This window comes from Pseudoalteromonas ardens (genome assembly GCF_030125445.1).
Lineage (GTDB): Bacteria > Pseudomonadota > Gammaproteobacteria > Enterobacterales > Alteromonadaceae > Pseudoalteromonas > Pseudoalteromonas ardens.
Genome location: NZ_JASJUV010000001.1, coordinates 85,121 through 107,478 on the forward strand (window position 1 = coordinate 85,121; position 22,358 = coordinate 107,478).

The window sequence follows — 22,358 nt, forward strand, 5'->3', positions numbered from 1 at the left end:
ACAATGAGATATTTATATATTATAGCGCTACTGAGTTTGCTGAGTGCACCTGCTTTCGCCACTGAAGGGTCTACGGCAGGTGAAAACTATGACAAATCACTGGCACGTCCTGTACCCGTGCAACAAGCTGCGGCTGTTGGCATGACACCGATTACTTTCAGTGAATTTCCCAATGGCACTGCGATTACCAATCAGTATGCTGATCGAGGCATTATATTTGGTGGTGATGCGCCGTTCATTACATCAGACAGTGCGAATCCAACAACACCTGTGTTAAGCGGTTCCCCGAGATTTAATGGCGCCATTGAAGGGCGTTTTGTTGACCCTCAAACAGGCGAGCCGACAACCGTAAATAGTTTTTCTTTAGATGCCGGCTACTTCGATAACTTAAGCTCGACCCGGTTACAGTGGTTTAACCCGGAAGGTGATTTGATCCGAGAAGTGTTGGACTCACAGTTTGGGATAGAGCACTTTTCGATTCGGGACGAAAACATAGCCTCATTTCGGATAGAGATCATTGCTCAGGAAGACGCCGGTTACGCTATTGATAATGTGGCATTTAATCTTATGGATGCCGCGTTTGACCATACCTTTAATCTGGATAAGGTGATTTTGTCACCAGGCTCTCTTAGCGCAAACCAATTCTCTGTGTATTTTAAAAACCTGGAAGCGCTTAACGGCGCGGCACTTGCTGATGTGTGTAACTATCAGTTTCATGCTGAAGATAGCAGTTTGAAAGTCACGGCGCAAAACTGTGATGTTAGCACGGACAAAAAGACCTTCCGAATTGATTTTGCCCTGACCCAGGCGCCTTATAACCTCAGTGGCGCTCAGGTTTCGGTGTGCAAAGAGGAAGAGTGTGAAGTGATTGATGATGTCAATAATTTGAATGTGTACACCACGGCATTTAATGTTTCTACAGATGGCTTTTCTTTCCAAAATGGCGATTGGAACCGCTTTATGCTGACCGAAGTGAAAGACGTTTCTTTGTCGTCATTCTTATGCTGGAAGTTTGATCGTTGCACACCCGACCAGTTGTCTTACCTGGGCTTCATGCGCAAAGTCGCAAGGTCTTTTGCACAATTCCTGGCGCCGGCAAACAAACGCAAAGCGTATGATGTGATTGGTTATTACCGGCTGAAAGATTATACCCAGGGTCTGAACAGGCTTGACCGCCGGTTTCTCGGCGTATGTCATGGTATGGCAGCATCAGCGATTGCCAACTACAACAATGCAAGCGAAGGGGTAGCCTGGGGAGCTAACATTGATGCGACATTAACGCGTGCCCAGCTAACATCAACTTTCCAGAGCCACTGGGACAACCGCAATAGTGAGTCGCCCAAGCCCTATGTTAAGGCTGTGGGCAGTTACGATGTGAAATCGGATGCTGCGGATGCTTTTCATGGCTTGTCTAAAATCGGTTATTACTTTTTGTCGCAGTCTGCGTTTAAAGGCAGTGCCTGGATTGGCTCTCACCCGCGGACCATATTCCAGGGGATATCCGCGATGAATGCGTTTTATTCGCCGCATTTTATGGAAAATAAAATTGCCAGTCTGCGTTTTAGCATTAACCGTCCGAAAAGACGAGGTGGGCATTCTATTCTGGCTGCTGGCTTGATCCAGTATAACGATGTGTCTTTGTACATTACCCATGATAATAATTTCCCTGGTGAATATACCATGATGGAATTTACCAATGGGCTGACATTGAAGCATTTCATATTCTTGGGTGCGCCACAAAGCGACAGTGAAAAGTATGATCAACATGGCGATTTTAAACTGACAAACTACTATAGCGCGTCAAGCTATGCGCAATTTGGTGCTTATACCGATGTGACCGATCAGCTGCGCATTTATGGCCAACCGGGTGCCAGTGAACGTGCTAATGACGTTCAGAATGCAGAGGATGAGACAGCTGTCAGTGTGGTTGAGCTGGAGCATCCACAGCATATTACGGTGTTAATCGCGGGGGGACGGCTCGTTGGCGTTAATAAAGTGAGCGACCAAAGTACGGTAGTATTGCAGCCGATCCTGGACGAGCCCGACACGATGCAAGCCTATCTGAAAAACGCTGAGCTGGTTACAGAGTTTATTTTGCCTTTAACGGATACTTACTCAATTCAGGTAGAGAAATATCCCCAGTATCCTGAAGTTGAAGTGTATGTCACCATTCCACAAACCAATGGTAAGGTATTGGTACTTAACTATGAGGATGTACTGACCCAGAGTGACGAGGACAGTGCCACTGTGCAACTGACCGTTGGTCAGGAAAATGAGAATGCCAATATTAGTATTAACGGCGTAGCTCAGGCACCGACGTATGCTGAGGAAAGCAGCTTTGTAGTGGCGCAGGTTTCTGCACTCAAGGCCATTGTGAATGGACGTGTTGTTTCGCTGAGTTGGCAAAACCCGCAAGGCAGTAACCTGAAGGAAGTGGTGGTGACCAGAACGGTGAACAGTTTGCCCACCTCTATTGATGATGGTGTCAGGGTATTTACCGGTTTAGAGTCGGAGTTTATTGACAGTGCTTCTGCCAATACACGCTACTACTACAATGTCTATTCGGTTGCTGATGACTCAACGTCTGAGCCCAACAGTATCTATGTTGATACACACCAGGCAACCTTGCACGGTAAGGTTGCAGATGCCAGTGAAATGGGGATCGCCAGTGTCGAAGTGGTGTTGACCAATGGCGTTGGTCTGAGTCAGGTAGAAATTGCGCGTCAGCTGACAGATTCCAATGGCGTCTTTAGCTTTGCGAATCTAGCCAAAGGCTTGTACAAGCTCAGTTATAGTCACGCTTCTTACCGTTTTGACGTGTCGGACGATGCGGTTAATCTGACCGAGCCCAGCCAACAGGTGAATCAGCTTGGTGTGGCGGTGCCGGTTCTGTTAATCAATGTGGAGAATGCCATCGGCTCTGAGCAGCAGGTTAGTATCAATTGGTCGGGATTACATATCGCTGATTCAGACACCGTTGATATTGTTTATCAGGTGGGAGAGGAGACGACTGAGATTGCCACTGGTGTTGCATTCTCTCAGGGTCGCTACTTGTGGGATGTATCTGCCCCGGGTGATACATCGGTATCAGTGCAAATTATGCTGAGTGAGGACAAAACCGTGATCAGTGAACAACAGGTTTTTGTTCTAAAAGAAGTGAGCCCGTTTGATTTTAGCGGCGATAGTGTTTTATCCGCGGATGATGTGACAACGATTGTAACCGGGTGGTCGGCTACGACGGGTGATACGCAATTTGATCCGCGCTTTGACCTAAACGAAGACGGAGAGATTGATTTAAAAGACATTATGCAGGTAGTCGCTGCGCTAAATCAGGAATAATCCATGGAGTAATCCGTGGAGTAATCCATGGAGCAATTCATAAAGTAACCAAAGTTTGCTCAGGCCGTGCGTGTTGCCCGGCTTGAGCAAACACCTCGCATGTGTTGTTTGTCTGTGTCGCGTTTGCATCTAAGTTGAGGTTGCAAGGCAGGTTTCACAGTTTACAGCACAGCGAGACTTATCAATTAACCCCAGATAATACAATCCGGTCGATTGTCCTTGAACGTCCAGCAAGCATTTATTGAATTGCAAAAGTTAGTATTCGGGCAGTTAGGCAAGCCTGTCGCTGCGCCGCCAATCTGAGGAGTCTGCTGACGTGACAGCTGGCTGTTCTGGGATAGTGACTTGATTTTTTTCTTGTTTAAATTGAGTTTCATGCTCATTTCCTTTGTAGTGAGAAAGCCCAATGCCGGGCTCCGTTATATTGGCCTCCCGCGCACTTCGAAGCGAGCTGGAGGATGTATACTAACCCTGCATATTAATGCGCCGACCTTTGAAAGTAAGCCATCAATAGGGTTGGTATTAATTCCTGTTATTGTGTTGTGTTCGTCTCCGGAACGACTTCATGCCAGGAGAACTCGTCGTAAAAGTTGGTGCAATTTAGGGTGACCTCAGCGGCATCTGCCAGATAAAGCTGATTCGTATCCGACTGAGGATAAGTAAAGTAGTTGCTACACTGAGCGCTTTGACCTGGGCCGATCACGACCTGAGTGCCTGCTTTTAAAGTGCAACGCACCAGCATATCCAGTGGTGAGTACTTGGGACAAATATTGAACTCGGCCCGGTATTGCGCAACCCCTCCGAGTGGTTTATCCAGTGACCACCACTTGCCGAATTTAGAGCCTTCGTAGGTGCTGTTCCAGGCTCGCCAAATAATGATATCTTTGCTTACTTCATAGTTGCGTGCGTTACAAAGCCCACCCTGGTCGGGCGGGGCAATCACGTTTTCAGGTATGCTCTGGGCTGGCAGTGGGATCAGGTTTGGGTGTTTTAGCTCCACGAGCGGGCAACTCGCCTCAACACTGGCATTTGTCAACGGTGTCGGGGCGGGTAGCTGGCTGCAGCCTGTGAGTATCAGCAAGGAGAGAGGCGTTGCTACGCCAATCTGAATTTTTCCAATCATTATATTAATTTAAATGCAAACTTTTAATAACTATATGGTGTTTTAAATAAGAATAAAAGAGTATTTGTATAACTAAGTTAGTGGTTTTTTCTTATTTTATTGGCTCGCAAGAATGATGTATCGCTCTGAACGTGATGAACAGATACGAAAGGCAATCAGTCGCGCCTACCCGATTTAGAAAAATTCAACTTCTCTGGCTTGAGGAGTTGCTGTTTAAACACTAGGTTTACTTTTTTAACAAAAAAGGAACTGTCTATGTGTCGCTTAATACTTATCCTGCTCGGACTGAGCATCAGCCTTAGCTGCTTCGCTACCATTTTGCCTGCTACGCACCATGCGCTTATTTATGAGGGGCGGGTACATAAAAACTATCAGCAAGGGAGTGTGGAGTTTAACTGGCCAGGTACGGCCATCCACACTCAGCTGGTAGGTAAGTCCATCGCAGTCAGTTTAGTCGGTAATGGTGACCAGTTTGATGTACTGGTTGATGGTCGATTGCACCAAAAAATCGTGACGGCATCAACGGGTGAAGCCCAGCGCTTTGTGTTGTTTGAACAGGCAGAGCCTGGGCGGGTGCTTATCGAAGTGGTGAAGCGCTGGGAGCATTATGGTGCACGTACTCAACTGCTGCAATTTGAGGTTGATGGGGCTTTGGAGGGAGTATGGGAAACACAGCCACACATACTGTTTATCGGAGACTCTATCAGTGCGGGATTTGGCAGCGAATCGGCTAAACGACAATGTGACTGGCAGGAGATAGTTAATTCCAGTAATGCACGGCTGGCCTTTCCATATGTAGCGGCGCAACAATTAAACAGTACGTTTACTCAGGTGTCGTATTCTGGTTTGGGTTTGATCCGCAACTGGAATGGCAATCAAACACATCACACCCTGGTGGATTATGTTGATCAGATATCCGCAGTATATGAGGATGATTTACCATATCAGGAACGCTTTCCTCAGTTAATTGTGTTGGAGTTTGGGACCAATGATTTTAGTACCGACCCTCAGCCACACGAACCCTGGCAAACAATAGAGGAAGTAAAAATGGCCTGGGAAGCAGCCATGGTGGAGTTTGTTCATTCGCTGCGAAGCCGCTATCCGGAAGTTGCTATTGTGGTGATGCCTCGTCCTGCGTATCCCTATGACTTTATTATTCCGGCAACTCACACCGCATTGCGACAGCTTGCCAATGAGGGGGTTGAGGATGTGTATGCCAATACTTTTGTATCTCCACTGGAAGGCTGTATCTGGCACCCTACAGCGCAGGAACATGCGAGTATTGCTGGTGAACTGGTCACATTTATCAAGCAGCACAATTTGCTTTAAACGTTTTGGGGCACGAAAGTCGTTTTTCTTCAATCTTATAGTTGAGTCTCTGGGTAGTCTGTTAGTCAAGAATGACACTTCAGGAAAAAACGATGAAAAGAGCAAGTTATTTACAATGTGCCCCAAAACTGATGCAACACTTGTTTACTCAGGAGCAATTACTAAATGAAGAAGTAACACTTACACTGGACACGAAACTCTGGGAACTGGTTAAACTCAGAGCATCTCAGTTAAACCAGTGCGGCTATTGCATTATCATGCACAGCCGTCAGGCAATGGAGCAGGGCGAAAGCGCCCAGCGTATTATTGCCCTGAATGCCTGGCGGGATATGACAGGATTTACTGCAAAAGAACGTCTGGCACTGACTTTGTGTGAACAATTGACAAACGCTCAGCCGATTGATGATACTTTATACTGCGCTTTATCTGAGGAGTTCAGTGACGATGCTCTGGTGACCCTGACGGTTGCCATTAATGCCATCAATGCCTGGAATCGAGTTGTCAAAATGTTTAAACCTGAGCCTGATGAATAACGAACTGATGTTGCAACGCCATCAACCGGATGGCAGGTCCCAGCGGTATGTGCAAGCTGTATGGTTTGCACGCAGCCAGTACTCAGGCACTCGCTGGCTGCCCTGCGATGGCGCACAAGGGATAGTCTTTGTACTCAAAGGTGAGGTGTCTCTGGATGAGCATAAACTGACAGCACCTTTTCACATTCAGCCACCTTCAAAGCATGCTGTACAACTCTCTTACAGCGCTGACGCTGAGTTTGCCGGGATCCGATTGTATCCAGCCAGATTGAAGGCGCTTCAGCAGGCCGTTTATCCCTTGTTATCTGCACCCGGATTGGGCGCGCTCGCAGAGCAGCTTCGCCAAGCACCGACCCTGTGTACGTTAAAACAGTGGTTACAAACTTTGTCGAGCGCTGCGCCCGACCCCAGTTATGCCATGCAGCATGCCTATCAGCTCATCAGTGCGCTGATGCAGTTACACCCCCTGGAAGAGGCTTATCGCGGCGTGCCACTGGGCATACGCCAGCTGGAGCGGCAAGTCAAAGCGCAATCTGAGTTAACGCCTAAGTATCTGGCACGCATCTACCGGGTTCGGTATGCACAACAACAACTCAGAAATAACCCATTGATAGATTTGGCTCAGTTGGCGCAGGTAAGCGGCTTTTCTGACCAGGCACACCTGACTCGTGAGTTTAAACACATTCTGAAGATCACACCGGGCAAATATGCCCGTCAATTATTTGCGTAAGTCACGATTTATTGATTGCCAGCAGCGGCAAATTGGACTTCGCTTGATAGAGGTCCTTGTCTTTAGAGTGACCGAAATACAAGGTCTGGCCATCAAACAGATTGAGGTCAGTCGTGGGTAAAGTCCAGGGCATTATTCGCGATTGGCATCTTGCAAAGTCTGAGCGCAAGATCTGCCCAGGTCGCAGACATTGTGATAGATCAAAGCGCCTGACAGCAGTTGCAATGGGCTTTTTCACTGCCTTTACAACCCCGCTTCTGTCTTCTAGAGTTTTGAATATCCGTTAATTTTAGTGGAGCCGCGCGGTAACATCGGCTCCCTGTCGAGCGAGCAGTGCAATTATCTACACCTTCTCTATTGCTGATGGCTGGTGCCGGGGTGGTTGCTTCGGCACTGGCCTTGGTGTTTATGTGGCTGGCAAACCGAGATGTTAAAGCGACGCTTTACTGGGCATTGTCGCCCGTCTGTCTGGCATTGAGCATGATATTGTTCGGGGTGCAAAATGAGTTGCCATTGAGTGTACGGTTTTTGTTGCCAAACTTATTTGGCCAGGCTGCTTTAGTACTGGTGTTGATTGGCTGCTACCATGCATGTGAACAATCGGTGCCGCTGCGTCAAATCGGCTGTTATTTTGCGGCGTTTTTGTTCATTCATTGCATCTTCACTTACGTCATATCAAATTACGCGTCACGACTGATCCTGGGAATGATCACGCTGACCATCACTTCAGGTTGGATCTGGGCGTGTTTGTATCGTTTTGGTCGACCTCGTTATGCAAAGTCTTTTGTACTGATCAGTCTGAGTCTGGGGTTTGTGACTATTTTTGCGCTCGGAAAAGCGTTTGATGTTTTATCTCACCCCGGGACTACCAGCCTCCAGCAAGATCACACTCTAAAGGCTCAGTTGTTTGTCGTGTCTCTATTTATGAGCCAATTGGTGTTTAATTTCGCATTTGCGATCATGACCGGAGAGTATCGAAATGCCAAAAACCGCGAGATTCAGCGCCAGTTACTGGAGTCCAACCAGGCGTTACAGCAGGAAAAGCAACGCGCCGAGCAACACTCGAAAATGAAATCAGAGTTTCTGGCCAATATGAGCCATGAGATCCGCACCCCAATAAACGGCGTGATTGGGTGTCTGAACCTGCTACTGAGTCACGATCTGGATGCGCAGCAAAAACAATATGCCAAACTGGCAGATGCCAGCGCGCATTCATTGCTGGGTGTGATTAACGATATTCTGGATTTTTCTAAAATAGAGTCTGGCAAACTGGAGATTTCCCCTGACTCCGTTGACCTGTATGAGCTGGTTGATTCAGTAGCAAAATCATTTGCCATTCCACTAGACAAGAAGCAGCTCACACTATTGGTGGACTGCCATGGGCTTAAGCATCGGTTTGTGCGCCTTGATCCGATCAGGGCACGCCAGATCCTGACCAACTTATTGAGTAATGCCGTTAAATTTACAGAGTCAGGTACACTCCAGCTTATTGTGAAGTGTGATGAAGTGGATGTTACAGCCGTCAGCCATCCGGTTACAGTGTTGCAGTGTGACGTTATTGATTCTGGGATAGGTATTAAACCTGAGGTCAGGCACAAGCTGTTCAGCTCATTCAGTCAATGTGATGCGTCCACAACGCGCAAATATGGGGGGACCGGACTGGGACTGGCTATCGTTAAACAATTGTGTCAGTTAATGAATGGCGATATTGAACTGGTTGACAGTACGGAACCAGGTGCTCATTTTCGTTTTCATTTTCAGATTGAGGCGCAAAAGGGCGGTATATGGGGCAGGGGTATTCCTCCTGAGAACGCTCAGGTGGCGGTGTTGTCTATGCAGTCCCGGCTGGCACAAACGCTTTGCAGTCAGCTCGAAGTGCTGGGGTGTCAGCCACAAACGTTAATGCTTCCGCTTGAAGCCGAGCTGGCTCATGACATACTGATCGCTGATTTGTGCGATTCAACGTATCAACACAAACTGATTGATGCACTTAGCCATCTGCAGGGTAAACGACGGATCCTTGCTCTATGTAATATGCAATGCGAAATCCAACACGATCCTGTTTTTACTCAGCATCAGATTACAGTGGTTTACCCACCGGTCACAGCCAAAGATTTGGTACAGATGTTCACAGATGAGCATAAACCTAACTCACCCGAACCTGCCAACGGGGTGTCACCTTTGCGGGGCGTGCGTGTTTTACTCGCCGAGGATAATCCAATAAATCAGGTGGTTGCAAGTAAGGTGCTTGCTGAGTGGGAAGTGGAAGTACAACTGGCTGAGTCGGGTAAGCAAGTCGTGGATATGCTGAGGGAAATGCCAGAACATGGATTACCAGATTTGATTTTGATGGATTGTCAGATGCCAGAGATGGATGGGTATGAAGCAACCCGGCATATTCGTACTCATCCGGAACTGGAAGCTTGTCGGGACCTGCCTATCATTGCGCTGACAGCTAATGCGATGCAGGGTGAGCGAAAAACGTGTCTGGCTTGTGGTATGAGTGGTTATGTCAGCAAGCCTATTCAGGCTGACTTATTGCAAGCAGAAATGCTCAAAATGCTGGTGGACAAAGCCGCAGGTCAGGCATAATTGAGACCTGGCGGCGATTGGGTGCGCTTGTCTTTATTTAGAGTTTTCTCCCCAGGCGTTTTTCAATCTGGCGCTTCTCCCATTTTGCACCGAACAGATCGAAGACCTCAAACGCGCTTGCCCAGTGACTGAACAGCCCTATACCCCAACCGAGCGCAGGCCACAAGGCCCATAGATAATCAGGACTGGTAAACATATTTATGGCAAAAAGCCCGCTGTTGACTAAAACATAGGTAATTAAGTGCGAGTAAAAATCTTTAATTGCACGTACCTGTTCTATGATACGTTGTTCCTGGTGGGTTATCGTTTCATGGCTCATATCATCCTGCTCCTCTTTGAGATCTGCAACAGTAGTTTCAAAAACAGCAGCTAATGACTTTAATGACTCCAGACTGGGACGCTGACCGCGCTCTATTCGCTGAATGGTACGAACACTCAATCCGCTATGCGTTGCCAGCTGCTCCTGCGACCAACCGCGTTGTAATCTGAATTTCCTGATAATCATTATTGTTTTCCCATTTGCTGCTCTGCCACCTGTTTTACGCATATTCTCGTCGACAGAATACGTCAGCGTAACGACATAGCAATGACAAAGTATATATTTCAATAAGTTAAGTAGAGGGTAATATGTCTGTTCTGTGCCACTAACTAGTGAACATTATCTTCACAGTATAATATTATTTGCGAATTTAAGTACACCGACCTATTTATGGCTTGGCAGCAGTTACGAGTTTGGTAGCCCATTGAGTCGATAACAGCCAGACACGGATTAGTTTTCCAACGCTTGCGGGATCACAATACTAAATACCGTACCTTCTCCGGGTTGGCTTGATAAAGCAATATTGCCTTTCAACCGGGTTTCAACCAGCTTTTTAACGATATATAAACCAAGGCCGCTGCCGCCGGTACCGACGCGTGTTGTATAGTACTTGTCGAAGACTTTACTGGTCCTCTCACATTCAATGCCTTTACCGTTATCTTTTATATACAGGGCTATGTTGCCGTCCTGGTGTTCGACGTGGATATCAATTGTGCCGGCTGCATTGTCTTCAAAAGCATGGATCAGGGCATTGTTGATTAAGTTGATGATGACCTGAGACAGCGCGCCAGTATCAGAAATCAGGTGCAATGTTTGCGGGCAGTTGATAGATACAGTATGCGGTGTGCGTTTTAATTTGGGTGTCAGGACATACTGGATATTGTGCAGATAATCATGCAAGTTACACTCTGAGACTGTGCCACTAAATTCGCCCACAACAATGTGCTTAAAGCTGTCTATGAGATGCATGACATTGTCCATGCTGGAGAGCACAATTTCACAGCTTTGTGCTGTGTTATCAATAAAGGCGTTTAACTCTTGCTTGGCCAGTGACTGTTTTTGCACTTGCAGCGCAAGCTCCTGCTGTTTTTCATTCAAGTGCGAGATAGCGGTTTTGACAACGCTGAGTGGCGTGCCTAGCTCGTGCGTAAGTTCTCCAACCAGCTCACCAATATGGCTAAAATGCTGAGAAGTTTCAAGTTGTTGCTCTTTGAGCTTGGAGAGCTTTTCCAGTTCAAGGGTTTTATCTCGGAGTGTTGAAATGAGTTCGTCACGTAAATTGATCAGGGCTTGTAGTTGCAGGTGGGTTGTCACACGTGCCAACAGTTCTTCCTGCCGTATGGGTTTAGTCACATAGTCTACGGCACCCACACTGAATGCTTCGACGATGTCGCTGAGCTCACTTTTACCCGTGACAAAGATAACCGGGATCTCTTTAACTTTGCCAAGAGATTTGAGTCGGCGGCAGGTTTCAAACCCATCTATGCCAGGCATCATCACATCGAGCAAAATTAAATGAGGGAGGAAAATGGTCGCTATATTGATGGCTTCTTTACCAGAAGTGGCGAATGCGACTTCGTACCCTTCGGGCTCAAGAAAGTCAGTCAGCAACTCAAGGTTTTCAGCCTTGTCATCAACAATTAGAATTTTGCAATTGTTCAGTGAAACCGCATCATCATCCATCTTGCACCTCGTCGAGCGCTGCAATAAAGCCTGTCATATCAAACCTACTTATAAATTTAGCCAAGTATTTCGTAAGCTGCTTATTATTTGGCTGTTGTGCGTCAATTTCTTTGAGTGTTTGCTTAATTCGAGAGCTGTTGTTGACCTGAGCATAACTAATCAACTGAGCCCGTTGTTCAGCGGGCAACGAATAATTTGCAAGTATTATCTCTTCTGATGGCGCGCTATCTGGAGACGAAGAGCTGGTTAACTCAGCGCTTTCAAAATGCTCCGGGAAGAAAGATAATAATGAATCGAAAATTTGCTCTATTGTGTAGGGCTTACCAATAAACTGGTCAAAGCCAATACTGAGATAATGCTGTACTTCGTGATGTAAGCTAAAGGCTGAAATGGCCACGCATTTTAGTTTAGACAAACCCAGGTCATTACGAATGATGACGACGGCCTCATCGCCACGCATAACGGGCATTAACAAATCCAGAAAAACAATGTCAAAGGCGCTTTTTTGGATGAGGTCAATGGCTTGTTTACCATCCTCAGCATAATCGACCTCAATACCGCATGCCGCAAGTGTCTGGCCAAGTATTTCGCGGTTGTAAGCAACGTCATCAACACACAAAGCGCGCAGTGTTTTGTCCGCCCGCACACTTATCTGTTGTAATGTCTGTTTCTGGGTATGGGTGGTGGTTACCTGGGCAGCTTGCAGTGGCAAGACAAAAGAAAAGCAGCTGCCTTTGCCAGGCTCAGAACTCACCTCTAGCTTTCCTCCCATCATTTCTACTTGCCTGGACGAAATGCACAGCCCAAGCCCGGTGCCGCCTTTCTCTACGCCGGCACTGCCTTGCGTAAAACTATTAAACAGGTTCTTCAGTTCTTCAGGCAAGATACCGGGCCCGGTGTCCAGTACTTCAAAGCGATGTAAACCTGCTTTTGGCTGCGTGTAGCGTAGTTTAATTATACCGTTGTCCGTAAACTTGACGGCATTACCCAGTAAATTGATAAGTACTTGCCGCAGCTTACCTTGATCTCCATGAACCCCGGTCGGTTCACTCAGTGTGCTGTCTAATTGCCAGGCAAGTTGTTTTTGCTCACACTTGAGTTTGAACATGCTCCCCAAATCTTCCAGCAGCGCATTGAGTTCAAAGTCAACGGGGTTGAGTTTGCTAGAGCCGGCTTCTATCTTCGAGATATCCAGCACGTCATTGATTATGTCCAGTAAGTGGTTGCCAGCTCTGATGATTTTGTTCATGGTGTTTTTGTGACCGGCATTGAGATCTTTTGCCCGTTCGAGCAGCTGGGCAAAACCCAGCACTGCATTGAGTGGTGTACGGATCTCATGGCTCATGTTTGACAAAAACATGCTTTTTGCCAGGTTGGCTTGCTCTGCGCGCTCCCGTGCCGCTTGTAATTCTGCTGTACGTTCTTCAACTAAGCTCTCCAACTCAATATTATTGTTGCTGAGTCTTTCCTGTAGCTGAGTGTTGCGCCAGGCAATGCCTAAATTGTGGCCCAGGTTGAGTAATAGTTGCGCCTCCTGCGCCTCGATTGGATTGCTGTAGCAGGCAATGGCAAAAATAGGGGACCCGTCGGTCTTATCTCCCAAAAATAACACGGCATAGTTTTCTAATATGGCACTGCGTTCTGACTGCGCATTATATTGCGCGATGAACTGTGTTTTCACGGATTCTGGTATGGTGAGGGTAACGTCCTCCTGAGGAAAAAGCTGCTCAAAGGCGTCAGTGTCAAGGTCCAGTTTGACAACAAACACACTCATGGGGGCAGGCTCAAATTGCTGGCTCAGCGGCAAGGTTTCAGTCAGGGTCTGAAATACCCGCAGTTCAAACTCAGCTAATTCGGAGTCGCTTAGCAGGGCATTGGTACAGGTGATGATCTTGTCTAACCCGGATTGTACCTGCTGTGTTTTATCCAGGTGCGAATAGGTTCTCAGAGCAACTAACACGGAGGCTTTGAGTTTGCTGCTGGTCAGTTCCGTCTTTGTTTTGTAGTCGTTAACATCGTATTCCCGGGTAATGTCTGATTCCGGCGCCATGCCAGGTTGACCGGTACGCAGAATAATACGCACTTTATGATTTTGAGCTTCTTCACGTACGTATTTGGCAAAATCCAGACCTGCTTCGGCTGTTTCCATCACGACATCGAGCAAAATCAGGGCGATGTCATCATGCTCTGCCAAAACCTGTTGCGCCTGAGTGCCACTGTAGGCATTGAGAAAGGTAACACCCCGGCCATCCAGTTCCATTTGTTCCAGCACTAACCTGGAGATCTGATGAATATCTTCTTCATCATCGACTAGCAAGATTTTCCAGGGTGGCAGGCTGGGTGACTCTTCAGGCTCGTCATCTGAGCCAAACAGGAGCGTGTCATCGTCGAACATATTAGATCCCACTTAACGTACTGAACTTAAAGTGTAGTGAATGATCACCAAAAACGACCAGTGATTTGCATGTATTCGCTCAGAAGGGGATGAATATTGAGATCAGTGACGCTGTAATTTTTGACGTGAAATCAGCCGGGCAGACTGATTCACTAATAGCAGGTTAGTCGGCATAGAAAGTGATAAAGGCTATTGAGTATAAAGACTCACAGTGTTCATACTCGCAAACCTATTGGGCGAACACCTGAGCGCAATTAATGGGTCTCAGCTAATCTGACTTCCATTGGCTGATAAACAAGGCCGCCAGATTCGGCAATCTCTCCTGCCAGTGTAAAGCCATAGCTGTGATAGGCGCCTACGGATGGCAATGAGGCCGATACCGTAACCCTTGGCTCCGTTGTCAATTTAAGCGCTGCTGCAACCAGAGCTTTGCCAACGCCCTTGTGCTGTGCTGACGGTGAGACAAACAGCATTGCGATATGTCGGCCTGCTTTTAACTCAATCATGCCCACGGGCTGTTCAACTATTTCGGCAACTAATATCTTATTGTCTTTTGCCAATCGTGTTGCCAGGGCTGCAGGCGAGGCAACAGCCCTGAAGGTGTCACAGCCCTCACTCGACAATGTTGCTGCAAGTGCGGAGTTAAAAGCCTCCATACAAATCTGACTGAGGGTATCTAAATCCTTGGGCTGCGCGGGTCTTATGTGCATTGTATCGTTTAATCCTGGCGCTCTAGCGCTGCGACCCATAACACCCCAACGCTTTTTTTGACCACTTTGACTGTGGTGCCTTTTGCAATAGGCGTTTCGCTTTTTAGCTGCCAGGTGATCCCGGAATAAGCATGGGTGAGTTGGCTTTGCTCGTTGAGGTCTTCGCTGAGTGTAAAGGTGATATCAGCAAAGTCGCTATTCACTTCTGTGCTCTGGGTTTTGGCCTGCATACGCTTGAGCGGTTGCCACAGCACGCCCGCCAGAGCGGCCGTTAACAGGGCATTGACCCACAGCGCATTCATCAGAGTAGCGTCCAGTAAACCTACTGACATCATCAGGCCACTCAGGACCAGTGACAGACCCAGAAAAAACAGCACAAAGGTGGCAAAGCCCAACACGGCAACTTCAACAATTAAGGCCAGTAATCCGAGTACTATCAGGATCTGGCTCAGGTGTTCAACCAAGAGTGTCACAGTTGCTCCTTTTGTTTTTTATTCAAGCTGTTAATAATTGACATGCCCTGTGCAACCAGAGAGCTGGGGTCAGTGCCGCTTTCAGGAAGCAGTACGACTGATGATTCCCGGGCGATGGCTTCTTTAGCGACAATGGCTTTACTGGCTAAGTCTAGCTGGATGGCTTTTTGTCCTTCTTCTGTGTTGGCTGCTTCACCGACTTTTCTGAGGGCATCCGCCTGGGCTTCCGCAACGGCAATAATGGCTTTTGCCTCACCTTCGGCTTTTAGGATTTGCTCAGCTTTTTCTGCTTCTGCGGCCAGTACCTGGGCTTGCTTCTTACCCTCGGCGACATTGATAGCTGCCTGCCTGTCACCTTCTGACTCCAATATCTGCGCGCGTTTAACACGTTCAGCTTTCATCTGTGCTTCCATCGCTTCCATTACAGAGTTGGGAGGCACGATATCTTTGATTTCATACCTAAGTACCTGAATACCCCAGGGGTCGGATGCTGCATTGATGGCAGAGACAATGTTAGTATTGAGCATATCCCGCTCTTCAAACGTTTTATCCAGTTCCATTTTACCCAGCTCACTACGCATCGTTGTCTGGGCCAGCTGAGTGACGGCAAAGATGTAATCGTCGACGCCATAAGTGGCTTTGTAGGGGTCCAGTACCCGAAAGTACAAAACGCCGTCGACAATTAAAGAGATATTGTCACGGGTAATGGCTGACTGAGAAGGGACATCAACGGCTTGCTCTTTGAGGCTACGATCGGCAGAGACCTGATCAATAAAAGGCACAATAAAGTTCAGACCAGCCTCTTTGGTTGACTGGTATTTACCAAATCTTTCTATTATCCAGGCGCGATTCTGCGGGACAAATTTAATGCTCCCTTTGAGCACAAAAATGATAAAAATGAGCAGAAACGCCTCAACCGTTAGCAGGTAATCGAGAGTGAGCGTAATTGGGTCCATGTTTATTCCTTATTTATATCCATTTATTTACTATAGCAACAATGCGTAAAGTGGACCATCACCAGCCAGAGAAGCGTGGCCAGTAGGCCATTTCATCCTCACAGATGACGTGATAGCCCTGGTGTTGAGCAGCGGTGGCACAGGCATGATTGGGCAAAACACGCAACAATGTTCCGATTGCAAAGTGACTGGTGTCGAGTGTATCCGGAAGCGCCACAATGCCATGCTCCTGGTTAACACTGCTGACGCACAGCCCGGGCAAAACGTCGCCCTCACTATTGCATACGAGTCCGTAACCGCATTGCTGCGAAGCAAGCCCCATATCACGTGACAGCGCCATCCATCCAGCGTCGAGGATTAGCCAGTTTTTTTCGCGATTATGGCCGATCACCCGAGTGAGCACACTCAATGCAATGTCTTGCGATTGACATACGCCTAGCCCTGCCATGACCAGGTCCATACTGGCATATACTCCGGCGCGTACTTCTGTTATGTGCTCAAATCCGTCGCCGAGTAAAGCCGTTGGTGTGGAACCGACGCTGACGACGGAGCAGTCTATGTGTTGCGAGCGCAGTGTATCGGCCGCTATTTGCACTGCGCGTTGCTCCTGTTGCGCCATAGCACGAATTTCATCCAAACTATGGCAGTCATAAGAACCGCCTGCATGAGTCAGAAGGCCTGTAAACAGTCCGGATGAGTCCAGGATTTTAGCAATCGCAATCAGTTGCGGATCTCTGGGTTTGACACCGGCGCGTTTGCCATCGCAATCTACTTCTATGAGGCAACTTAGCTGACAGTCATTTTCCTGACAAAAGGCATGGATAAACTGTGCCTGCTCAAAACTGTCTAGCAGAATATGTAAGGTGACTCCCTGGTTTTGTATATCCAGAACTTCCACAAGTTTATGTTCACTGATCCCCACTGCATAAGTGATATCTTTAAAGCCTGCTTTGGCGAACTGTTTCGCTTCTTGCAGAGTCGAAACCGTGCAAGGGGCTGATTGATCCGCCAACATATGACGTGCAACATCCACTGACTTAAGCGTTTTGAGGTGCGGCCGTAATCCAACCGCAAACTGTGACAGGTGTGTATTGAGCCGTTGAATGTTGTTTAGCAGCTTCTTTTTTTCCAGTAACAAACAGGGGGTGTGTAAAGCATTGAGTGACATAAAAACTCCTTGTGTAATGGATCACTGACGCAAACTATTTCGGCTTATTAAGGGACTAATCCCTGCATGTTTTCAGATGTTCTGGACCCAGGTTACTTGTATTGGTAAACACTGTGTATTTACACTGAGGTGTGGCAACCAATGTATACGCATTTGTCCCTAAATCAAAGTGTTAATCATCACTGAATCTCAGCCATGTTTAACCAAATTGTCATAATTGTGCCTTGATTGTTGTCTATGATGGTTTTGAATCAGGAACAAGTGACATTGGTTGGAGCGTAGCAACTATGCCTATGCAATATTATGAAGACAACGCATTACAATTAGCGAAATTGTACCAGTCTTACCGCTTTGAACTGCTGCATGCTTCATGGCTAAAATTTGTTACCCCTTTAATGGAAGAATCGGGTCTAAAGTTTTTGGATATCGGCGCCGGAGCAGGCAGAGACGCAAAGTTTTTTGCTGAACAGGCAGAGCAGGCTCAGGTAGTGGCAGTAGAGCCGGTGTGTTCGTTAAATCGCCTGGGACAGGCCTACACTCGAGACATGCCGATCAGCTGGTATCAGGATGAGTTACCTTGTTTGTATAAGGTCCGCAAGAATCACCAAAGTTTTGATGTGATTTTGGTGAGCTCTGTATTTAACTATCTGCAATCCAGTTCAGGCCAGCAAGCGATGCTGACCTTACGTAATTTGCTAAGCCCCAAAGGACTGCTGGTGATTAAACTGCGCCACTGTAATGATGAAGAGGCTCTTAAATTGCGTGGTATGCAAAATTGCGCTGTGGATTATTTATTGGATATTGCACAAAAAGCCGATTTAACTTGCCTCGAAGTAACCGAGCCCGAAGAAGACGCGCAAGGTCGGGCATCCGTCACCTGGCAAACCCTCCTGTTTAAGCCAGTTTAATAGATAAGATTTCCTGGCTGTTACTGCTTGACCAGGCTTGCTCAGCAGCATGTTGCTGAGCAAGCCAGCGATAAGCCAGATGCTCTCCTGGTGCAAGTTGCACGTCACAGTTTTTCGGTACGCAGACACTAAAGACATACTCAGTGTTGACATTAGCACCTGCTATATATCTGTGTCGCCATTGCTCTCTGATGGTGTACTGATTGCATTTTTGGTGGTCGTTAATAGTCAGCCCGAGTGCTTTGGCGTCAATACCGGTTTCTTCCAGTAATTCTCTGTATGCGGTTTCAATGGGCGCTTCTCCGGGGTCAATTCCACCTGTTACGGATTGCCAGAAGTCAGGGTCATCGGCACGTTGCAACAGTAAGAATTCATTGTGGCTGTTATAAATGATGACGAGTACGGAGTGGGGGTGTCTGAGTGTCATGGTATTAGTCATGCTGTTTTTAGCAAATTTACCCAAATACAAGCCATGTTGGCAAGTAAAATGGGCCGGGAGCAAAGCAAAAAAAAAGGCAGGAAATGTCCTGCCTAACCTCCAATAGCAACAAAAACTGTGCCAGGAAATACCCAATAAACCAACATCCTTGTTGGTAAGCTCTACTTCTCGGGAGTTCAATTGGAATGACTTGTGTGATGAGTCATGCCCTAAGGAACACCCACATGCTATCGCAGCGTTTTCCAAATGTAAACAAGAAAATGAGAATTTTCATATTAATATTTTTATATTTGTGTTTTTTGCCTGTTTTTTATCAATAAAATTAAATGTTTCTTGTTCTGTGTTCGTTATGGGTAGAAATGTAAGGTGTAACTGTCGTTAACATATATTGTTTTTTTGTATTGGTTTTTTGGGGGTTGTTTGACCAAATTGCATTAATGCTGACCAATCTGCTGAGAAATTGTTCTCTGGTATATTAATTGTATCTGTACCATGCTTAACCAGATTGTAATGAGGTGTCACTGACTTATGCTCACAAGCTTGTTGTTTTCCGCCGCTGTCGCTTTAAGTCCAGCGGAGCTGTTTAAAACGCTTAACCAGTTGAAAGAGCTGAACGATAAAAACCCGGCTCAGGCGGTTGCACTGTTTCATCAGGCACAGGAAAAATTGCCGACAGAACCCAGCAAAGGCCTGTTACAGGTTTACCTCGCCGGGCTTGAATCGGGCGTTCGGGCTCATGATTATGACGCGGTGTCTGACATTGTTACGCAGCTAAGTCGGGACCCGTGGCAGGCATACTTACAAGGAGAGCATATTCATGTCATTGGCTCTGTCGCGATTTATCATCGTCGCATGCAGGATTACGAGTATGCTGAGCAGTTAAACAAATGCGCGCTGAATTATGTTGCCGACGAGAAACAATACGCACGCATAGCCAATAATCTGGCGGTGGTTTATCGCTTTACAGGGCAACATAAGAAGGCAACCGGCATACTCAAAGAAGCAATGATGCTCTCGGATGACAGGGAGATAATTGCCAATATTAAAAATAATCTGGGTAATCTCTACTTTGACGGTAACAGCTATCGAAATGCCCAACTAATGTACATTCGGGCCTTTTTATTCCATTCCGAGACTGAGCAATTTGGCCATGCGGCTGGTACGGGCCTGAATTTGCTGAATACTCAAATCCATTTACGTGACTGGGGCGGCTTTTTGCGCTTTAAGGCATCGGTTGCTGTTCAGGTAAATGCCAGTGGTCAGACGGTATTCAGTGACTTTTATCAATGGCAGCTGGCAGTGTTTGATACTGTGGTTGAAAATCGACAGTTGCAAGGGGCAACGCAAGAAAAGCTGATTGCTTCCATGCCAACCCTGATAGGCTCAGAGCTGACTCCGTCGGTCGATCTATATGTTCAGCTGCTTAATAATATTACCATTAGTGAAGCCTGGCAAAAGGCAAAAGCGAAGCACCAACCTGCGCAGCTTAACACGCCCGGTGGCGGACGTATTGTGATAAAGCGTTGGTGCAATCGCGGTGTTAGTTCCACAACTCAGAGCTAGGGTTCGATGGGAACAGTGTCACTTAGTGTGTCTGCTGATGAGATAGTAACGAAAATTTAAATTTGATCAGTTGTAAATTTACGGTTAATAATTAAGTTCCTATTTTCATATCTCCGCTGATATGAAAAAGGAATACTCACATGTAAAGGAACTTAATTATGAAAACACTACAATCATTGTGTGCCATTGGTGCACTGAGCGTTGCTGCACTTGCCCACGCAGCAATACCCTATAACAATACATCTTACGAATTCACTCAGCCTGACGGTCAGGTGATTAGCTTGTTTCTGCAAGGTAATGATTATTATGCAGAGCAAAGAACCGCAGACGGCCGTTTGGTGGTCTACGATGAAACGTTAAAAGGGATGGCGTATGCAAAGGTCAGTAATGATGGCACTGAGCTGGTGTCTACCGGAATACTGGTTAGCAATCAGAGTAACATATCTGCAAAAACAGTCAGTAAGTCCCGGGCTGGACTGACGGATGCAGCCAGAGCAGCGCAGGTAGAGAAAATGCGCGCACGGATGCTCGGAAGTCATGAGGCGTTTCACACTTCGATGCTTGACACTCAAAGTGTTGAGGAGATCAGTGGTCAGGTAAAAGGACTGACGATTATCATCGATTTTCCGGATGAGCGGGGAACGATTTCAAAAGCGCAGGTCGAGCGCTTTTTGAATGATCTCAATTATAACGAGTTTGGTAATGCGCAGTCGGTCCGCGGCTATTTTCGCTCAGTATCCGGCAATAAACTGGATTACACGAATACAGTCACTCAGTATTACACGGCAAAAAAGAACAAAGCATACTATGCCGATTCCAGCCTCAGCTCAACGGTACGTTCTCAGGAGCTCATCAATGAGGCATTGCAATGGCTGGAGTATCAGCAGGGGTTTGATTTCTCTCAGTTAACGACAAACAGTAGTAAACAGATCCGTGGTCTCAATATCTTTTATGCCGGTAACTCAGACAGTGCCTGGTCTAAAGGGTTATGGCCTCATATGGCGAGGCTTAGCCCACGTTTTTGCGCTGATGGGGTATGCTCCGATCGCTACCAAATCACAGATATGCGCGCCAGTCTGGCAATTGGTACGTTTGTCCACGAGTCTGGGCACCTGATCACTAACTGGCCTGATCTTTATGACTACGATGGCAGCTCCGAGGGCTCTGTCGCCAGTTTTGGCGTGATGGGCTACGGCGCGATCGGGACAACGAATCGTTACAAGCCGACGCCACCGGTGGCACATTTTCGGGCCATTGCTGGCTGGGACACAGTCACTGAGCTAAACCCGGCCATTAACGCGAATGCACCATCAGGTCGATTAAGTCACACTTCGCACAGCGGTACTTCTTACAAATGGACCAACCCGGCAAACAGCAATGAAGCCTTTTATATCGAAGCCATTCATAAATCAGGTCAGAACTCCGAGCAACTCGATCAGGGCTTAGCTGTCTGGCACGTCGACAGTCGTGGCAGCAATTCCAATGAGTGGTATCCGTATATTCAGATGGAACATGGCGATGGTAATCGGGACCCGGAATACAAGCGCAATCGCGGTGACGGGAGCGATTTGTTCGATGTGGCCGGAGAGTTTACCCATGCTTTACCTAACTCTCAAACGTCTCGCGGTACCAATGCACTGTGGTGGAATGGCAGCGATTCGGGGCTCAGAATTACCAACATTTCAGATCCGGCACAAACCATCTCTTTTACCATTGAATCTGAAGCTCAGCCAGATCCGGACACCTATACCGGGACTCTGAGCGATAAGCAAAGTGTGATTGAGCCAAATGGCAGTTGGTTTCAGTATGGCGGCGGTGCCATTGCGCTGACCCTGAGCGGACCGGCAAATGCTGATTTCGATCTGAAAATAGAAAAGTGGCTGAGTGGCAGATGGCAACAGGTGGCCATATCCGAGACGCCAACGTCTACTGAGTCCATCAACTACACTGCCTCATCGGGTTATTATCGATTTATTGTTTATTCATACTCTGGCGCTGGCAGTTATACGTTGCGTGTGAGTAAATAAACACAGGTTGTGACCTTGTCCGGGCTGCTGGCTCGGGCAAGCTGTTAAGCTTTGGTTGTAACAGGCAAAAA

18 protein-coding genes are annotated in these 22,358 nt (G+C 47.2%); 8 read left to right on the forward strand and 10 right to left on the reverse strand.

The features are described 5' to 3' along the window. Window positions 1-3: 3 nt before the first annotated feature. Complete coding sequence (locus QNM19_RS00370; protein WP_284026156.1) at window positions 4-3,339, forward strand: carboxypeptidase-like regulatory domain-containing protein; 3,336 nt, start codon at window positions 4-6, stop codon at window positions 3,337-3,339. A gap of 185 nt (window positions 3,340-3,524) precedes the next feature. On the opposite strand, the gene QNM19_RS00375 is transcribed toward QNM19_RS00370, so the two are convergent. Beyond that, the gene (locus QNM19_RS00375; protein WP_049863565.1) at window positions 3,525-3,716 is read right to left on the reverse strand and encodes a hypothetical protein; all 192 of its coding nucleotides are present in this window, start codon (window positions 3,714-3,716) and stop codon (window positions 3,525-3,527) included. 155 nt (window positions 3,717-3,871) lie between these two features. After that, window positions 3,872-4,462, reverse strand: a complete 591-nt coding sequence (locus QNM19_RS00380) for a hypothetical protein (RefSeq protein ID WP_049863566.1) — start codon at window positions 4,460-4,462, stop codon at window positions 3,872-3,874. Window positions 4,463-4,717: 255 nt separating this feature from the next. Here QNM19_RS00380 and QNM19_RS00385 point away from each other — a divergent pair, with 255 nt between their 5' ends. From QNM19_RS00385 to QNM19_RS00400, 4 genes are all read left to right on the forward strand, one after another. After that, a complete protein-coding gene (locus QNM19_RS00385; protein WP_049863568.1) occupies window positions 4,718-5,791 on the forward strand; it encodes an SGNH/GDSL hydrolase family protein in 1,074 nt (357 codons plus the stop codon). A gap of 92 nt (window positions 5,792-5,883) precedes the next feature. After that, window positions 5,884-6,324, forward strand: a complete 441-nt coding sequence (locus QNM19_RS00390; protein WP_049863569.1) for a carboxymuconolactone decarboxylase family protein — start codon at window positions 5,884-5,886, stop codon at window positions 6,322-6,324. Then, complete coding sequence (locus QNM19_RS00395; protein ID WP_197094240.1) at window positions 6,290-7,054, forward strand: AraC family transcriptional regulator; 765 nt, start codon at window positions 6,290-6,292, stop codon at window positions 7,052-7,054. The genes QNM19_RS00390 and QNM19_RS00395 overlap by 35 nt, the downstream gene beginning before the upstream one ends. Before the next feature lie 333 nt (window positions 7,055-7,387). Continuing rightward, window positions 7,388-9,646, forward strand: coding sequence for an ATP-binding protein (locus tag QNM19_RS00400; RefSeq protein ID WP_284026157.1), 2,259 nt, complete (start codon window positions 7,388-7,390; stop codon window positions 9,644-9,646). A 37-nt stretch (window positions 9,647-9,683) separates the two neighbouring features. On the opposite strand, the gene QNM19_RS00405 is transcribed toward QNM19_RS00400, so the two are convergent. The 7 genes from QNM19_RS00405 to QNM19_RS00435 all read right to left on the reverse strand — a co-directional run bounded on the left by QNM19_RS00405 (window position 9,684) and on the right by QNM19_RS00435 (window position 17,350). After that, window positions 9,684-10,193, reverse strand: a complete 510-nt coding sequence (locus tag QNM19_RS00405) for a 2TM domain-containing protein (RefSeq protein ID WP_417711481.1) — start codon at window positions 10,191-10,193, stop codon at window positions 9,684-9,686. A gap of 222 nt (window positions 10,194-10,415) precedes the next feature. Next, window positions 10,416-11,648, reverse strand: a complete 1,233-nt coding sequence (locus tag QNM19_RS00410; RefSeq protein ID WP_049863575.1) for a hybrid sensor histidine kinase/response regulator — start codon at window positions 11,646-11,648, stop codon at window positions 10,416-10,418. Beyond that, window positions 11,641-14,043, reverse strand: coding sequence for a hybrid sensor histidine kinase/response regulator (locus tag QNM19_RS00415; RefSeq protein ID WP_049863576.1), 2,403 nt, complete (start codon window positions 14,041-14,043; stop codon window positions 11,641-11,643). The genes QNM19_RS00410 and QNM19_RS00415 overlap by 8 nt, the downstream gene beginning before the upstream one ends. Window positions 14,044-14,297: 254 nt before the next feature. Further along, entirely contained in the window at window positions 14,298-14,753 is a 456-nt protein-coding gene (locus QNM19_RS00420) for a GNAT family N-acetyltransferase (protein ID WP_049863577.1), read from the reverse strand. 8 nt (window positions 14,754-14,761) lie between these two features. Beyond that, window positions 14,762-15,226, reverse strand: a complete 465-nt coding sequence (locus QNM19_RS00425; protein WP_049863578.1) for an NfeD family protein — start codon at window positions 15,224-15,226, stop codon at window positions 14,762-14,764. Continuing rightward, window positions 15,223-16,182: an SPFH domain-containing protein gene (locus QNM19_RS00430; RefSeq protein ID WP_010380721.1), complete on the reverse strand. Its 960-nt coding sequence runs from the start codon at window positions 16,180-16,182 to the stop codon at window positions 15,223-15,225. The genes QNM19_RS00425 and QNM19_RS00430 overlap by 4 nt, the downstream gene beginning before the upstream one ends. A gap of 58 nt (window positions 16,183-16,240) precedes the next feature. Then, window positions 16,241-17,350 carry an alanine racemase gene (locus tag QNM19_RS00435; RefSeq protein WP_049863579.1) on the reverse strand — a complete coding sequence of 370 codons (1,110 nt, stop codon included), beginning with the start codon at window positions 17,348-17,350 and terminating at the stop codon, window positions 16,241-16,243. Window positions 17,351-17,637: 287 nt separating this feature from the next. Here QNM19_RS00435 and QNM19_RS00440 point away from each other — a divergent pair, with 287 nt between their 5' ends. Next, complete coding sequence (locus QNM19_RS00440; protein ID WP_049863581.1) at window positions 17,638-18,258, forward strand: class I SAM-dependent methyltransferase; 621 nt, start codon at window positions 17,638-17,640, stop codon at window positions 18,256-18,258. Here the strand turns inward: QNM19_RS00440 and nudB are convergent. Next, window positions 18,245-18,685: a dihydroneopterin triphosphate diphosphatase gene (gene nudB, locus QNM19_RS00445; protein WP_049863591.1), complete on the reverse strand. Its 441-nt coding sequence runs from the start codon at window positions 18,683-18,685 to the stop codon at window positions 18,245-18,247. The two genes, QNM19_RS00440 and nudB, sit on opposite strands and share 14 nt — an antisense overlap. A gap of 540 nt (window positions 18,686-19,225) precedes the next feature. On the opposite strand from nudB, the gene QNM19_RS00450 reads away from it, so the two are divergent. Further along, window positions 19,226-20,260: a tetratricopeptide repeat protein gene (locus QNM19_RS00450; RefSeq protein WP_049863582.1), complete on the forward strand. Its 1,035-nt coding sequence runs from the start codon at window positions 19,226-19,228 to the stop codon at window positions 20,258-20,260. Between the two features lie 158 nt (window positions 20,261-20,418). Further along, window positions 20,419-22,287 (forward strand): M6 family metalloprotease domain-containing protein, encoded by a 1,869-nt coding sequence (locus QNM19_RS00455; protein WP_049863583.1) that lies wholly within the window; start codon window positions 20,419-20,421, stop codon window positions 22,285-22,287. Window positions 22,288-22,358 lie beyond the last annotated feature (71 nt).